A 15,756-nucleotide genomic window follows, 5' to 3' on the forward strand; every position below is an offset into this window, starting at 1 on the left:
GGGGTCCTTCCGGTCGGGCGGCCCGAGGGGCAGGATATTCAAATTCGAACGACTCTCTCGACCTTAACCCCGCCTCCGCCGCTGATTCAAATTGGAACGGCGCGTGTAGCCTGGATCCATGGCTGAAACGAAATGGCTGGACGACCGCGAAATGCGCGCCTGGCAGGGGTTCCTGGCCGCTTCCGCCCTGGTCGGCCGCCGCCTCGAACAGCAGCTCAAGGACGACTCCGGACTCTCCCACCCGCAGTACGAGATCCTCGTACGGCTCGCCAGGGCGCCGGAGGGCGAACTGCGCATGACGGAGCTCGCCAACGGGCTCGTCAACTCCAAGAGCGGGCTGACCTACCAGGTCACCCAGATGGAGAAGGCGGGGCTCGTTCGCCGCCGCACCTGCCCGTCGGACGTCCGGGGGATCTACGCCGTCCTCACCGAGGCGGGCCGCGCCCGCCTGACGGAAGCCGCACCCGGGCACGTGACCACGGTGCGCGAGGTCTTGGTGGACGTCCTGACCCCCGAACAGCTCGACGCGCTCGCGGACGGCCTCGGCGAGGTCAGCCGCCGACTGCGGACCCAGGGCGCCTGATGGACGCGACGACCGTCTGGCTCATCGTGGCGGTGGTGGCGGCCGGTCTGGCGGTCACCGCGGCCGTACTCCTCGTACGGGTCTTCGCGGCCCGCAAGCTCCTGCGAGACGCGGGCATCCCCCTGCGCGACAAGGCCCTTTTCTGGGCCGCGGTGGCGTACACGATCTCGCCGGTGGACCTGATCCCGGACCCGGTCTACCTGGACGACATCGGCATCCTCCTCCTAGCCCTGCGTTCCCTCCACGCGGCGGCCTCGGCGGCCCGCCCACCCAAGGGACTCGACGCGGCGTAGCCGGCCGGCGGGTCGGCGGGTCGGCGGCTTTCCCAGCCGGATCGGCCGCCGCGGATCAGCCCTCGGGGTGGGCGGTGAGGCGGGCGACTTCGGCCGCGTGGCGGCTCAGCCGGTCCGCGGTACCGGCCGAGGTGGAGAGGACCGTGCCGCCGACGGCGAGCGGAAGGGAGAGCACCAGGGCGGCGAGGAGCCCGCCCAAGTCCCGCGCGGCGTCACAGCGCTTGCCCTCGGCGCCGAGGTAGTCGTCGGGCGTCATCCTCGAGCCCTCGTCACCGGAGTAGAAGAAGACCCGGGACTGGCACTCCTGCTCCTTGCCCGCGGGCAGATCGACGGAGAAGGGGAAGAGCAACTGGTAGGCGAGCCAGATCCAGACCAAGGAGGCTCCGGCGATCAGAGCCAGGCCCCACGCCTGCTTGCGGCGCGCCCGTTCACGGAATGCCTGGTCGTATTTGATCGCCCTCATGGGCGTCGACCGTATCAGGGCCCTTGCGCCGATCAGGCCCTGGAGGCATCCGCGCACATGACGCTCAGCCGACCCCGCGCGGGCGGAACTGGACGCTGATGCGGGGACCGACGGGGCGGGCCGTTTTCGGGACGGCGTGCTCCATCGTGCGCTGGCAGGAGCCGCCCATCACCACCAGGTCGCCGTGGCCCAGGGGCAGACGGAGCAGGGTGGGGCCGCCGTCGCGGGGACGCAGGGCCAGGTCGCGGGGGTCGCCCACCGAGAGGATGGCGACCATCGTGTCCTCGGTGGCGGAGCGGCCCGTGCGGTCGCCGTGCCAGGCGACGCTGTCGCGGCCGTCGCGGTAGAGGCACAGGCCCGCCGTGGTGAAGGGCTCGCCCAGCTCGGGGGCGTAGTGACGGCTCAGCACGGCCCGGGCCTCGGTGAGGGCGGGATGCGGCAGCGGGTCGGCCTCGCCGTAGTGGGCCAGCAGCCGCGGGACCGCCACCTCGCGCTCGTACATCTGCCTGCGTTCGGCATGCCACGGGACGTCCGCCGCGAGCCGTTCGAACAGCGCGTCGGCGCCCGCCAGCCAGCCCGGCAGGTGGTCGACCCAGGCCCCGGCGCCCAGGTCGGTCCGCCGGGCGCCCGCGAGCGGGCCGAGCCGGATCTCGTCGCCCTGGTCGAAGAGCGAGCCCTGGAGTGCGTGCATGGGTCCAGGATAACGCGCTATTCGAACATCTGCGCGAGTCGAGTGGGGTCCGCTCACTTCCGCTTACGAAATGGCCCGAGAGGGCGGGGCCCAGGCCCCAGAACTAGGGCCGTTCACCGCCCCCACGAGGCATTCGATGGTCGTTTCCTGGAAGAGGTCGGAGTGAGAGACCGGGCACCGACCCCCTGGCACCGCAGCAACTGCGGACGAGAAGTCCATCACCGGTCACGAGGAACACGCGATGAGCACAATCGACGAATTCACCTCCCACACCGTTCCCGAGGTCCTCCACGAGTCCTACGCCTTCTCCTGCCTCGACTGCGGCTTCGGCTGGGAGAAGCAGTACGACGTCCAGCACTACATCGACGGCACCGGCGTCCAGCGCACGCTCTGCACGGTGGACGGCGACCGGGTCCCCTCCCCGCTGACCCGCTCCGAGTGCGCCCGGTGCGGCAGCCACGTCATCCGCATCCTGAGGGCCGGCACGGTCTCCCACGCCCACATGGCGATGACCAGCGGGGCCCGCCCGATGGAGATCCCCTCCTTCCTCTCCCTGCTGCACGGAGGCAAGTGACCGCCATGAACACCGACACCGTCCCCACCGTCCCCGCCACACCCACTGGCCTCACCGGAGCCGCCGGAGCGCCCACCGGAGCACCCTCCGGTGCCGCCACCGGAGCCACCACCGGGCCGGCCGATCCCGGCGCGCCCGAGGAACCCGAGGATTTCGAGCCCCCGGCCTCATGGCCGGACGGGCTCACCACCGCCGAGGCGCACCGCCTCCTGCAGGAGCACGGTCCGAACGAGATCGCCGAGGAACACAAGAACCCCCTGCGGGAGTTCCTCGGCTACTTCTGGGCCCCCATCCCCTGGATGATCGAGACGGCCCTGGTCCTCTCGATCGCCGTCCAGCACTGGGTCGACGTCGCCATCATCGGCGTCCTGCTCGTCGTCAACGGCGTGGTCGCCTTCATGGAGGAGCACGAGGCCGCCAACGCCATCGCCGCCCTCAAGCAGCGCCTCGCCACCGAGGCCCGCGTCCTGCGCGACGGGGTCTGGCGCACGGAGGCCGTCCGCGAACTGGTTCCGGGCGACATCGTCCGGGTCCGGCTCGGGGACGTCGTCCCGGCCGACGTCCGGGCTCTGGGCGCCGGCACCCTCGAAGTCGACCAGGCCGCCCTGACCGGCGAATCCCTGCCCGTCGAGCGGGGCCGCGGCGAGACCCTGTACTCCGGCTCGGTCATCGTGCGCGGTGAGACCGACGCCGTCGTCGAAGGCACCGGCGCGAACAGCTTCTTCGGGAAGACCACCGCCCTGGTCGGCGAGGCCGGCACGGTCAGCCACCTGCAGCAGGCCGTCCTGAAGATCGGCAACTACCTGATCCTGCTGGCCGTCGCCCTGGTCACCCTCACGATCATCGTCTCGGTGGCCCGCGGCAACCCGGTGCTCTCCGTCCTGGAGTTCGCCCTCGTCGTCGTCATCGCCTCCGTCCCGGTCGCCCTGCCGGCCGTCATGTCCGTGACGCTCGCCGTCGGCGCCCGCAACCTCGCCAAGCGCGGAGCGGTCGTCTCGAACCTGCCCGCCGTCGAGGAACTGGGCAGCATCGACATCCTGTGCTCCGACAAGACGGGCACCCTGACCGAGAACCGCCTCGCGATCCTCGACCCCTGGGTCCCGGACGGCGTCGACCAGGACGACCTGCTCGGCTCCGCCGCGCTGGCCTCCCGCGCCGAGAACGGCGACCCCATCGACCGGATCGTCATCTCCACCGCCACCGACCGGCTGACCGACTCCGACACCGGCTGGGCGCACGGCCTGCCGGTCACCGACTTCGTCCCCTTCGACCCGGTCAGCAAGCGCACCGAAGCCACCGTCGCCTTCGGCCCCGGTCCCGGCCCGGCGCCGGGCTCGTACCACGTGAGCCAGGGCGCCCCCCAGGTCATCGCCCGGCTCTGCGACGGGGACCCGGCCGCGGCGCAGGTCGCCGCCATCGCCGACTCCTTCGCCGCCCGCGGCTTCCGCTCCCTGGGCGTGGCCCGTACCGACGAGTCGGGGGCCTGGCGCCTGCTCGGCATCCTGCCGCTGGCCGATCCGCCGCGCGAGGACACCGCGGACACCGTGGCCGCGGCGAACGAGCTGGGCGTCTCCGTGAAGATGGTCACCGGCGACCAGGTCGCCATCAGCCGGGAGCTGGCCCGTCAGATCGGGATGGGCGACAACATCCTGAACACCCACGCGCTGGACGACAGCCGTCCGGAGGCGGAGCTCGCCGAACTCGTCGAGATATCGGACGGCTTCGCGCAGGTCTTCCCGGAGCACAAGTACCGCATCGTCAAGATGCTCCAGGAGCGCGGCCACATCGTCGGCATGACCGGCGACGGGGTCAACGACGCCCCCGCCCTCAAGCAGGCCGACGCCGGCATCGCCGTGGCCGACGCCACGGACGCCGCGCGCGCCGCCGCGGACGTGGTCCTGCTGACCCCCGGCCTGTCGGTCATCTCCCACGCGATCAGCCAGGCCCGGGAGATCATCCAGCGGATGGTCAACTACGCCACCTACCGCATCACGGAGACCATCCGGGTGCTCGGCCTGATCACCCTGACGATCGTCGCGTACAACTTCTTCCCGGTCACCGCGATGATGATCGTCCTGCTGGCCCTGCTGAACGACGGTGCGATCCTGACGATCGCCTACGACAAGGTCCGCGGCTCCCACAAGCCCGTGACCTGGGACATGCGCAGCGTCCTGACCGTGGCCACGGTGCTGGGAGTGGTCGGCGTCGCCGAGACCTTCCTGCTCTTCGTCCTCGGCCGGGAGGTCTTCCACCTGAGCGACGGCCTGATCCACTCCCTCGTCTACCTGAGCCTGTCGGTGTCCGGACAGCTGACCATCTTCGTGACCCGCACCAAGGGCCGGTTCTGGACCTCCCCGTCCCCGGCCAAGCCCCTGGTCATCGCGGTCACCGTCGCCCAGACCATCGCCACCCTCGTCACCGTGTTCGGCGTCGGGATGACCCCGCTCGGCTGGGGCTGGGCGGCTGCCGTCTGGGGCTACGCGATCTGCTGCTTCCTCCTGGAGGACCAGCTCAAGCTCGCCGCCCACTGGTTCCTGGACCGGCGCCCCGGCGTCCGGGCCGCCGCCTCCCACTGAGGACGTGCCCGCCCGCGGGTCCCGCCCGGACCGGTTCCGGGCGGGACCCGCTCCGTGTCGCACGCCGGACCTGGGTCCGTCCCGATGGCAGGGTGCTCGTACACGATGCAAGCGCCGATCAGCGGATCAGCAGGTGAGGACGGAGAGGAACGTGGAGTGGAACGCGCTCTTCCGTGCGGCCCCGAACCGGCGGGGCTCCGCCTCCCAGGGCTCCGTCTCCCGGGGCTCCGCCGCCTGGGGCCCGGTCGCCTGGGACCGGGCCGCCGCCGTGGCGTGCCTGCTGATCACCGTCCCCTTCGAGGTCTACGCCGAGGTCGCCCACCAGTCCTGGGCCAGCCACCCGCTGCTGCGCTGGCTGGGGATCCTCGCCTCCTGCGCCGCGCTGCTGTGGCGCAGGACCCGCTTCCCGCTCGCCGCCCTCGTGGTACTGGCCGCGACCGCGCTCAGCGCGAAGTTCATCACCCTCTTCTTCCTCGCCTATGCCGCCGGACGCCACCAACGCGCCGCCTACGCCTACGGGTTCGGGGTGGCCGCCACCGCCGAGCTGATCACGATCAACGCACTGGGCTCCGGCCCGCCCCTGGTCCACGAGAGCTCCCCCTCCAGCCTGGCCCTGCTGGCTTCCACCGTGGCCCTGACGAGCGTGGTGGGCGTGACCCGGAGCCGCCACCTGGCGGAGCGGGCCCACCTCCAGGAGGTGGCCCGGGAGCGGGCCGCCGAGGCGGTCAACGCCGAACGGCGCAGGCTCGTAAGGGAGTTCCACGATCTGCTCGGCCATGATGTGGCCCTGCTGAACATCCTGGTCGAATCCCTACGGAGCTCCGTGGGCGGGCGGGATCCGTCCGCCGACGGGCTCCTCGACGCGGCGCAGCGGCAGTGCGCGGCCGCCTCGGACCATCTGCGGGGCATGACCGCCGTGCTCCGGCTGCGCGAGCTGGACACGACGGCGCCGGACGGCGCCGCCGGACCCGGCACCGGACTCGACGCCCTGAGCCGCTCGCTCGACAGCGTCAGGGCGGCGGGGGTCGACGTACGGCTCTCGGACGGGTTCGCCGAGTGCTTCGGGCGGCTGCCGGCGGCCCACCGGGAGGCCGCCCGCCGGGTGGTCACCGAGGGACTGACCAACATCCTGAGGTACGCCCCCGGTTCGGCCGTGCGGCTGTCGCTGCGGGCGGACCCCGCTGGCTGGACCCTCGACGTCCGCAACGGGCCGCCGGGAGCACCCGTACGGTCGCTCGCGCCGGGCACCGGCCTCGGGCAGGCCGGGCTCCGCGGCCGGCTGGAGTCGCTGGGCGGCGGTCTCGAGGCGGGGCCGGCCGGCGGCCCCGCCGAGGCGGATCCCGATGCCGGCACCGAGGAGGCCCTGCGGGCCGGCGGCTACCTGCTGCGCGCCCACGCCCCCTACCCGATCGAAGGAGCAGAGCAGTGATCCGTATCGTGATCACCGATGACGAGGACGTCATCCGCGCGGGACTGCGCACCATCCTCGCCGTCCCGGACGAGATCGAGGTCGTGGGCGAGGCGAGTTCGGGCGCCGAAGCCCTGGAGGTCGTCGCCGCGCACTCCCCCGACGTCGTCCTCCTCGATCTGGCCATGCCGGACGGCCCGGACGGCGCCGAGACCGCCCGGCTGCTCCGCGAGGAACACCCGGGCCTCGGCATCCTCATCCTGACGACGATCGCGGACGAGGAGCAGGTGGCCCGGGTCTGGCGGGCGGGCGCCGACGGCTACCTGCTGAAGACCGCCTCAGGCGCGGAGATGCGCGAGGCGGTCCACAGCGCCGCCGGACACCGTGCGGTGCTCAGCCCCGACGTGATCTCCACCGTCATGAGCCGGTTCGCCACCCACCACCATCCGGCGCCGACGCCCGAGGTCATGGCGCGCGTCCGCACCCTCTCGCAGGGTGAGCTGCGCTGCGTGGTCGCGCTCGCCGACGGATTCGGCAACCGGGAGATCGCCGAGCGGCTCGGCCTCGCGGAGGGCACGGTCAAGACCCATCTCTCCCGCGCCCTGCACAAGTGCGGCCTCGCGAACCGCACGCAGCTCGCCCTCCTCGCCAACGACCAGCGCGAGCTCCTGACCGGTCTCCTTCGGTGACCGGTCCGCGGCCCTACTTCAGGTAGGGCCCGGAGGCACCCACCTTGCCGGGGGCGGCGTTGGCGCCGCCCGGGTCGAGGACGTAGACCCGCATGTTGCCCTTCCCGGGGGCCGGGACGGACAGCGTGCCGCCGGTGACGGTCTTCACGTCGCCGGTGACGGCGTCCTTGTAGGCGCCGTTGGGGACGCCCGTGTACGTGGCGGCCCCGGTGACGGCCACCAGGACGAAGCTGTCCACTCCGGTGGCGGTGTCGGTGTAGCGGCGCTTGAAGGCCATGCCTCCCGAGACGCCCTCGGTGGAGTACTGGCCCATCTGGAGCGCGGGCACGGCGCGGCGGATCTCGTTCAGCCGCTGGAGGTGTTTGGCCAGGGGGGATTCGAGGGTGGTGGCGACCGGCCCGGTGGCGGAGGCGACCTTCGAGAAGCCGGAGGCGGTGACCGTCCCCGCGATCTTGTCCCCGTAGTACGCGCGGCCGGTGCCGGCGAGCGGACAGGTCGGGCCGCAGTCGATCTGCTTGCCGGCCTGGAACTCGGTCTCGGAGCCGTAGTACAGGGTCGGGATGCCGCGGAAGGTCCACATCAGGGCCATGTTCTCGGCCCAGGCGTCGGTGCCGCCCGCGTAGCGGGTGGAGGACTTTCCGGGGCCGAAGTCGTGGCTGTCGACGTAGACGACGTTGTAAGTGGCGTCGTTGTAGCTGTCGTCGGAGTCCTTGCCGTTCTGGAAGGCGTTGTTCGCGTCCCCGAAGTTCATGTGCATGCGCATGTCGATGACGTTCATGCCGGAGAACTTGCTGTGGTCGGGGGCGTGGTACACGTTTCCGTCGAGGAAGGCGTTGGTGCTGGTCGGCTGCTTCGCCGGATCATTGTCTTCTCTGTACTGCTGGACGGCGGCGGTGGCGTCGTCCGCGCTGTACGCCGCCGAATCCTTCCATGTGTAGTACTGGGCGGACTGGTTGGCCGAGCCGCGGTTCCACTTGTCGTTGACGAAGGAGCCGACCTCGCCGAACACGTAGAAGTCCTGGGCCTTCCGGGCGCCGAACTGCTGGGCCACGCGCTGCTGGATGGCGGGCAGGAAGCGGCGGTTCCAGGTGACGCGGGGGATGTGCACGGCCGTGTCCAGGCGGAAGCCGTCGACGCCCATGTCGATGTACTTGTTGTAGGCGCCGATGAGGTAGTTCTGGACGGCCGCGTTCTCGGTGTTGAAGTCGGCGAGGTCCTCGTGAATCCAGCAGGAACGGGCGTCCTCCCCTTCCCAGTTGCCGATCCAGCACTGGTGGAACAGGGCCTTGGGGAACATCCCCGAGGTGGGGTTCGGCCACTGGCAGTTGTAGATGGTGTAGCCCTCGGCGCTCTTGTACTGGGTGGCCGCGCCCCAGTTGACGCAGGTGTTCCCGGACGGCTCGCTGGTCGACCACAAGTCGCCGTTGTAGTACGACTTTCCGCTCTTGGGGTCCACGGTGAGGCCGTCGTACTCGAAGCCGGCCTGCTTCTCGTCGTAGTACCAGGACCACTGGGCGTCGCGCACGCCGTAGACGGTGGGGGTGAACAGGCCCTTGGCTCCCCAGCGGGAACTGTGGTTGTAGACCACGTCCTGGTAGATCTTGACGCCCTTGGCATGGGCGGCGTTGATCAGATCTTGATAGGAGGCGCCCGCCGATTCCAGGCGGGGGTCGACCTTGTAGAAGTCGTAGCCGTGATAGCCGTGGTAGTCGTAGTCGGAGCGGTTCAGCACGACCGGGGTGATCCAGATCGCGGAGAAACCGAGGGCTTTGACGTAGTCCAGCTTCTCGACCAGACCCTTGAAGTCCCCCCGGAACATGGGGTCGTTGGTGGCGGCGTTCCCGGACTTCACGTCCTGGCTGCCGCCCCGGTTGTTGGCGCTGTCGCCGTCGTTGAAGCGGGCGGTGAGCACGAAGTAGATCGGGTCCTTGCGCGGGTCTCCGCCCAGCGGCGCGGATCCGGCGGGGGCCGGGGGTCGGGTGCCCGTGGTGGCGACGGCCGCGGTGGAGACGGCGGAGAGGTTCCCGGCCGCGTCCACCGCCCTGACCGTGTAGCTGTAGGCGGTGCGCTCCTCCAGTCCCGACTCGGTGAGGACGGTGGAGGTGACGGAGGTGAGAGAAGTTCCCTTGGTGCCGCCCGAGCGGGTGACCTGGTAGCCGGTCACTCCCCGGTCGTCCGTGGCGGCGTCCCAGGTCACGACGGTGGACACGTCGGTGGCGGTCACCCGCAGGCCCGCGGGCACGGTGGGCGTGGTGGTGTCGGGGACGGCGGCGGCGCACGGGTCGGCGGCGTTCGCGGTGACCGTGGTGTCCTTCACCGTGGACAGGCCCGTGCCGAGGGCGTAGTTCCTGCCGTTGTTGTTGTCCCAGGTGCCGTTGCCGTTGTTGAAGGTGGCGGCGAGACCGGCCGCCGAGCCGAGCGGCACCGTCTTCTTCACCCAGCCCGTGCAGGCGGGGTCCATTCCGGTGCCGGGGGCGGTGGTCCAGGCTCCGCCGGTCGGGGCCCAGTGCAGATTGACGGTCGGCCAGCCGACCGTCGTCGTCGCGTAGTAGACGGTGGCGCTCGCGCCGGTCCCCGTGCCGCCACCCGGATCCCCGGCTGCGCAGGGGTCGCTGTGGGCCACCACTCCGTCCTTGACGGTGATGACCCCGGCGCCCAGGGCGTAGTTCTTGCCTCCGTTGTTGTCCCAGGTCCCCTGGCCGTTGTTGAAGGTCGCCTGGAGTCCGGCGGCCGAGCCGAGGCTGACGGTCTTCTTCACCCAGTCGGTACAGGCGACCTCCATCCCGGTGCCCGGCACACTCGTCCAGCTACCGCCGTCGGGTGCCCAATGCAGGTTGTAGGCAGTCCAGTTGCGGGTCTTGGTGTAGTAGAAGACCGTAGCCGTGCCGTCGCCCGCCGCCACGGCGGCGGGGGCCGCCTCGGCGAGCGAAGCTCCGACGACCGGCAGCGCGGCCGCCAGACTTCCCGCGACGGCCAGAGCCAGGGCAACGGACCGCCCTCCGGGACGTGATCGCGTACGTGATCTCAAGGTCTGCTCCTCGAAGCGGGGCCCAACAGCCCTGCGGCTCCGCGGCATTGAAAACTTGCCGCAAGGTTTTGCGGGGAGGTTATCCAGCTGTCACCAGCACGTGAACCCCTCGTGAACCGGAAATCTCACCACCGATCACATCCGGAGGACCCCCAAGGACCCTTTATGGGGAGAACTGCCGCAATGGCTTGCAGAAATTTTTGCCAGCCGGGGCGGCAAAGGGATCGGTCCACGTGGCGTCCGAGCACGGGACCCACAAGTCGACGTGGGCGCCATGCGCACACACCGGGAACCCCGGTCGCCGACCGGGGCCGCGGGCAGCCTGCACCGCCGGGGCCTGCGGACCGGCAGGGTCGGCAGGAGCCTCCGAGAGCCCCGGGGGTCGGCGCACCGTCCAGGCCCTCCGGGCCCGGCGGGGCGGCGGGGCCTGCAGACCGGCAGGGGCGGCAGGGGCCTCCGGGAGCAGCGTGGGCCGACGGACCGACCAGGTCCCCCGAGCGCGGCGGGACCGCCAGGGCCGGCGGGATCAGCCCAAGCAGCGGGGCCGGCAAACCGGCCGAAACCCCCGAGACCAGCGAGACCAGCGGACCGACCAGGCCCTCCGGACCCGGCGGGACCAGCCCGAGCAGCAGGACCGGAGGGCCGCCCGGAGCCTGCGAGGCCGGCGAGACCTGCCCGAGCGGCGAGGCCGGCGGACCGGCCGGATCCTCCGAGGCCAACGGGACCAACGGACCGATCAGGTCCTCCGGGCGCGGCGGGACCTGCAGGGTCGGCGGGACCAGCCCGAGCAGCGGGACCGGCATACCGGCCGAAACCCCCGAGGCCGGCGGAAGAGGGGGGCGACCCTCACTGTCACCCCTCCCTTAGCTCCCTACCCCGGCGCTCGCGCTTCGCCGGTCGGCCCGCGTCACGGTCACGGATGCCGACCACCGCCGCCTCCACCAGGGTCGGCGAAACGGCGGAGCCGGCCAGGGCCTCCGGGCGCGGTGGGGCTGCGGACCAGGCGTGAGGCCCCGAGAGCGGCGGGAGCGCCGAGGTCGGGGGAGCTTCCGGGGCCTCCAAGGTCAGCGGGGCTCCGAGGTCGGCCAGAGCGCCCGAGACGGCGGGAGCCCCGGAGACGGCGGGGCGGAGAAGAGCGCCGGAGACGGCCCTCGGGACGGCGGGGAGCGCCGGAAACGGCCCTTGGGGCCGCGGCCCCAAGGGCCGCTGGCGTCGTCCGGTGCCGTGCCTCGGCGCGCTGCCGGGGCTCCCGCGTACTGGACGTACTCGGGAGCCGCGGCAGCGCGGCGAGGCGCGGTGCCGGACGACGCCGGCCAGGCAAGATCCGAAAGAGACGGCCTAGCGGCCGCCGCGCAGGGTTTCGATCTCGCGGCGTTCGCGCTTCGTCGGTCGGCCCGCGCCGCGGTCGCGGATGCCGACCACCGCCGCCTCCACCGGGGTCGGCGGCGGCGGGCTGTTGTCGGTCAGGCATTCCGCGGCCACCGGGGCGCCGACCCGCTTGGACACCGCGCGCCGGACCACCACGATGCGCTCGCGCCCCGCATGGAAGAGCCGTACCTCGTCCCCGGCCCGTACCGGCTGGGCCGGCTTCGCGCGCTCCCCGTTGACCCGCACGTGTCCCGCCCGGCACGCCGTGGCGGCGATCGCCCGCGTCTTCGTCAGCCGGACCGACCAGATCCACACGTCGACCCGCGCCGACCCCGAACCCGACCCCGCGCCCGCACCTGCGGTTCCCTCTTCAGCCATGCCCCGACTCTAGCGAGACGAGCCGGGCCGCCCGAGTCCCCCGAAGCGGAATCGTTTCGTCGGTTACGACAAGTGCGGCGGTATCTGCCATGGATATCATCCCAATGGAATTGCAAATGCCTCACATGTGCCCCTACCGTGTCGCACATGCAGTCCTACACCATCGGTCAGGCGGCCCGCCTTCTGGGCGTCAGCCCGGACACCGCTCGCCGCTGGGCCGACGCCGGCCGCGTCGCGACCCATCGCGACGAGGGCGGTCGCCGGCTGATCGACGGACGCGCCCTGGCCGCCTTCTCCATCGAGGTGGCACAGGGGGCCCACACCGAGGACGGCGAGACCTACACCTCGGCGCGCAACGCCTTCCCGGGCATCGTCACCGCCGTCAAGCTCGGCGACGTGGCCGCCCAGGTGGAGATCCAGGCCGGTCCCCACCGCCTGGTCTCCCTGCTGACCCGGGAGGCGGTCGACGAACTCGGACTGCGGGTCGGGATGCGGGCCACCGCCCGCGTGAAGTCGACCAGCGTGCACATCGACCGCACCTGACCCCACTCCGCCCCACCCATCCCACCCGTCCCACCCCCGGCGCACCCCCGAGGACCGCCGAGTACCGCCGAGTACCGCTCAGTACGACGCGTCCCCACCCGCTCCGCCCGTCACCGGCGCGGGTCACCACCGCGCGGATCCGGCACCAGGCCGGCCGCCGACCCGACCGAGGAGCACCAGCTCATGTCCACGTTCCTGCCCCTGAACCGCCGCACCGCCGCGCTCACCCTCTCCGCCGCCCTGCTCGTGCCGGCGCTCGCCGCCTGCGGCAGCAGCGACGACAAGAAGGACACCGGCGCCGCTTCCCCGGGCACCTCCGCCTCCGCCGAGCCCAAGGCCGCGAACCTGACGGTGCTCGCCGCAGCCTCCCTGACCGACGTCTTCAAGACCGCCGGCGCGGCGTACGAGGAGGCGCACCCGGGCACCAAGATCAACTTCTCCTTCGCCGGTTCGCAGGAGCTCGCCGCCCAGGTCAAGCAGGGTGCCCCGGCCGACGCGCTGGTCACCGCCGACACCAAGACCATGACCGGCCTGCTGGCGCAGACCAACGACCCGTCGATCATCGCCAAGAACCGTCTGGTCATCGCCACCGTCAAGGGCAACCCGTTCAAGATCGCCGGCCTCAAGGACCTCGCCAACACCAAGATCAAGGTCGTGCTGGCCGCACCCGAGGTCCCGGTCGGCCGCTACAGCAAGCAGATCCTCGACGCGCAGAAGATCGAGGTGAAGCCGGTCTCCCAGGAGCCCAACGTCCGCGCCGTGCTGAGCAAGGTCGAGCTGGGCGAAGCCGACGCCGGTCTGGTCTACAAGACCGACACCCTCAAGTCCGGTGACAAGGTCGCCGTCGTGGAGATCCCGGACGCCGAGAACGCCGTGGCCTCGTACCCGGCCGCCTCGCTCAAGGGTTCCAAGAACGCCGAGGCCGCGGCCGCGTTCGTGGCCTGGCTGACCACCCCGGAGGCTCAGAAGATCCTCCAGGACGCGGGCTTCCAGAAGCCGTAACCGCCGGCCGCCGGCCGGGTCCGGCGAACGGAGGGGGACCGCCTGGTCCGGGGGGACGGGCGGTCCCCCTCCGTTTGCCGCCCCCGCATTACGCTTCACACGCCGCCGGAAGTCCGAACTCCCCGGCGGCGTCCCGACATCCCCGGCCAGGAACCCACATGAGCAGACTCCGTACCCGCAGCGCCCGGCCCCCCGTGGCTCTGGCGCTCCCCGCGCTGCTCGCCGTGGCGTTCCTGCTGATGCCGCTCGTCGGCATCCTCAGCCGCACCCAGTGGCGCGATCTCGGCTCGCACCTCACCAGCCCCGGTGTGGTCGAGGCGCTCCGGCTCTCGCTGATCGTGTCCCTGTGGGCCCTCGGCTTCTCCCTCCTCCTCGGGGTGCCGCTGGCCTGGCTGCTGGCCCGCGTCGAGTTCAAGGGCAAGGCGCTGGTCCGCTCGCTGGTCCTGCTCCCCATGGTGCTGCCGCCCACGGTCGGCGGTGTGGCCCTGCTGCTCGGTTTCGGCCGGCGCGGGCTGCTCGGCCCCTGGCTCGAGGGCACCTTCGGCATCACGCTGCCCTTCCACACCTCCGGCGCGGTCATCGCGGCCACCTTCGTCGCGATGCCCTTCCTCGTGATCAGCCTGGAGGGCGCGCTCGGCGGGCTCAAGCCGAGCTACGAGGAGACCGCCGCCTCCCTCGGTTCCACCCCGCTGCGCGTGTTCTTCACCGTGACGCTGCCGATGGTGGCGCCGGGCCTGATCGCCGGAGCCGCGCTGACCTGGGCCCGGGCGCTCGGGGAGTTCGGTGCCACCATCACCTTCGCGGGCAACCTCCCGGGCACCACCCAGACCCTGCCGCTCCAGGTGTACCTGCTGCTCCAGGACCAGCCCGAGGCAGCCACCTCCGTGTCCCTGCTGCTGCTCGCGATCGCCATGGCCGTACTCGTCGCCCTGCGCGGGAGGTGGACGGGAACCCCCGTCACCCGCAAGGACCCCGGCGCGGCGGTGCCCCCCGAGGAGCCCGGCGGCCCGGCCCCCGCGGACCCCGTACGGCCCGGGGCTCCGGTCTCCCACGGGGATCCGGTCTCCCCCGGCACTCAGGCCGAGGGCGGGCACTGGCCGCTGCACGCCACCGTCACCGGCTACAACGAGCTCACCCTCGACGCCGAACCCGGCACCACCATCGCCGTCGTCGGCGAGAACGGCGCCGGCAAGACCACCCTGCTACGCGCCCTGCTCGGCCTGACCCCCCGCGCCCACGCCGAACTCCGCCTCGGCGACGCCGACGTGACCGACCTGCCCCCGCACCGGCGCCAGGTCGCCTGGGTCCCCCAGGACGGGGCGCTGTTCCCGCACCTGAGCGCGCTCGCCAACACCGCGTACGGGCTGCGCGCCCACCGGGTGCCCCGGGCCTCCGCCCGGGCGGAGGCCCAGGCCTGGCTGGACCGGCTCGGCGTCGGGCACCTCGCCCACCGCAAGCCCGCCCAGCTCTCCGGCGGGCAGGCCCAACGCGTGGCGCTGGCCCGCGCGCTGGCCGCCCGCCCGCGCCTGCTGCTCCTCGACGAGCCCCTCGCCGCCCTCGACCAGACCACCCGCGCCCATGTCCGGCACACCCTGCGCCGGCACCTGTCCGGCTTCGGCGGGGTCTGCCTCATCGTCACGCACGACCCCGTCGAGGCGGTGTCCCTGGCCGACCGGGTCCTCGTACTCTCCGACGGGCGGACCCTTCAGGACGCCCCGCCCTCCGAGGTGACCCGGCACCCGCGCTCCCCGTGGGTGGCCCGGATGCTGGGGCGCAACGCCTGGCCCGGTACGGCCTCGGCCGACGGACTGGAACTCGCCGCCGGGGGCCGCCTGGTGGTGGCCGAGGCGCTGCCCGAAGGGGCGCAGGCGCTCGCGATCATCGCCCCCGAGGCGGTGTCCGTGCACCGGGACCGCCCGGGCGGCAGCCCTCGTAACGTATGGCCCGGCACCGTACGGGAGATCACCTCGGTCGGCAGCCGCCTGCGCCTGCTGATCGGCTCGGACCAGGCACCCGACCTGGTCGCGGAGATCACCCCCGAGGCGGCCGCCGAACTGGGAATCGTCGACGGCGCCACGGTATGGACCAGCGTGAAGGCGACCGAGGTCACCCTCGTACAACTCTGAGGCGGGGCGTTGCCCCGGGGTTCCTCGCGCAACC

The 15,756-nt window shown here is 72.1% G+C and carries 13 protein-coding genes; 9 read left to right on the top strand and 4 right to left on the bottom strand.

Translation table 11 applies throughout. The annotated features are described in order from the left end of the window. Nucleotides 1-118: 118 nt before the first annotated feature. On the top strand, nucleotides 119-583 hold the full coding sequence (locus OG435_RS06395; protein WP_266875827.1) for a MarR family winged helix-turn-helix transcriptional regulator: 465 nt from the start codon (nucleotides 119-121) through the stop codon (nucleotides 581-583). Next, complete coding sequence (locus OG435_RS06400; protein WP_266875828.1) at nucleotides 583-876, top strand: YkvA family protein; 294 nt, start codon at nucleotides 583-585, stop codon at nucleotides 874-876. Before OG435_RS06395 ends, OG435_RS06400 begins: the two co-directional genes overlap by 1 nt. Before the next feature lie 55 nt (nucleotides 877-931). On the opposite strand, the gene OG435_RS06405 is transcribed toward OG435_RS06400, so the two are convergent. Both OG435_RS06405 and OG435_RS06410 read right to left on the bottom strand, forming a co-directional pair. Beyond that, nucleotides 932-1,339, bottom strand: coding sequence for a hypothetical protein (locus OG435_RS06405; RefSeq protein WP_266875829.1), 408 nt, complete (start codon nucleotides 1,337-1,339; stop codon nucleotides 932-934). Nucleotides 1,340-1,403: 64 nt separating this feature from the next. Then, entirely contained in the window at nucleotides 1,404-2,030 is a 627-nt protein-coding gene (locus tag OG435_RS06410; protein WP_266875830.1) for an alpha-ketoglutarate-dependent dioxygenase AlkB, read from the bottom strand. 241 nt (nucleotides 2,031-2,271) lie between these two features. On the opposite strand from OG435_RS06410, the gene OG435_RS06415 reads away from it, so the two are divergent. The 4 genes from OG435_RS06415 (at nucleotide 2,272) to OG435_RS06430 (ending at nucleotide 7,277) form a co-directional block, all read left to right on the top strand. Next, nucleotides 2,272-2,604, top strand: a complete 333-nt coding sequence (locus OG435_RS06415) for a hypothetical protein (protein ID WP_266875831.1) — start codon at nucleotides 2,272-2,274, stop codon at nucleotides 2,602-2,604. Nucleotides 2,605-2,609: 5 nt separating this feature from the next. After that, complete coding sequence (locus OG435_RS06420; RefSeq protein WP_266881550.1) at nucleotides 2,610-5,180, top strand: plasma-membrane proton-efflux P-type ATPase; 2,571 nt, start codon at nucleotides 2,610-2,612, stop codon at nucleotides 5,178-5,180. 151 nt (nucleotides 5,181-5,331) lie between these two features. Continuing rightward, the gene (locus OG435_RS06425; protein ID WP_266875832.1) at nucleotides 5,332-6,609 is read left to right on the top strand and encodes a sensor histidine kinase; all 1,278 of its coding nucleotides are present in this window, start codon (nucleotides 5,332-5,334) and stop codon (nucleotides 6,607-6,609) included. After that, the gene (locus OG435_RS06430; protein ID WP_266875833.1) at nucleotides 6,606-7,277 is read left to right on the top strand and encodes a response regulator transcription factor; all 672 of its coding nucleotides are present in this window, start codon (nucleotides 6,606-6,608) and stop codon (nucleotides 7,275-7,277) included. Before OG435_RS06425 ends, OG435_RS06430 begins: the two co-directional genes overlap by 4 nt. Before the next feature lie 13 nt (nucleotides 7,278-7,290). Here the strand turns inward: OG435_RS06430 and OG435_RS06435 are convergent, their stop codons facing one another. Next, nucleotides 7,291-10,305: a carbohydrate binding domain-containing protein gene (locus tag OG435_RS06435; protein WP_266875834.1), complete on the bottom strand. Its 3,015-nt coding sequence runs from the start codon at nucleotides 10,303-10,305 to the stop codon at nucleotides 7,291-7,293. 1,338 nt (nucleotides 10,306-11,643) lie between these two features. Continuing rightward, complete coding sequence (locus OG435_RS06440; protein ID WP_266875835.1) at nucleotides 11,644-12,051, bottom strand: RNA-binding S4 domain-containing protein; 408 nt, start codon at nucleotides 12,049-12,051, stop codon at nucleotides 11,644-11,646. 147 nt (nucleotides 12,052-12,198) lie between these two features. Between OG435_RS06440 and OG435_RS06445 the strand changes: the two genes are divergently transcribed. From OG435_RS06445 to OG435_RS06455, 3 genes are all read left to right on the top strand, one after another. Next, nucleotides 12,199-12,594, top strand: a complete 396-nt coding sequence (locus tag OG435_RS06445) for a TOBE domain-containing protein (RefSeq protein WP_266875836.1) — start codon at nucleotides 12,199-12,201, stop codon at nucleotides 12,592-12,594. A 183-nt stretch (nucleotides 12,595-12,777) separates the two neighbouring features. Beyond that, nucleotides 12,778-13,596 carry a molybdate ABC transporter substrate-binding protein gene (modA, locus tag OG435_RS06450; RefSeq protein ID WP_266875837.1) on the top strand — a complete coding sequence of 273 codons (819 nt, stop codon included), beginning with the start codon at nucleotides 12,778-12,780 and terminating at the stop codon, nucleotides 13,594-13,596. 158 nt (nucleotides 13,597-13,754) lie between these two features. Further along, on the top strand, nucleotides 13,755-15,722 hold the full coding sequence (locus OG435_RS06455) for an ABC transporter permease (protein ID WP_266875838.1): 1,968 nt from the start codon (nucleotides 13,755-13,757) through the stop codon (nucleotides 15,720-15,722). The last annotated feature ends 34 nt before the right edge of the window (nucleotides 15,723-15,756 follow it).

The organism is Streptomyces sp. NBC_01264 (assembly GCF_026340675.1).
Classification (GTDB): domain Bacteria; phylum Actinomycetota; class Actinomycetes; order Streptomycetales; family Streptomycetaceae; genus Streptomyces.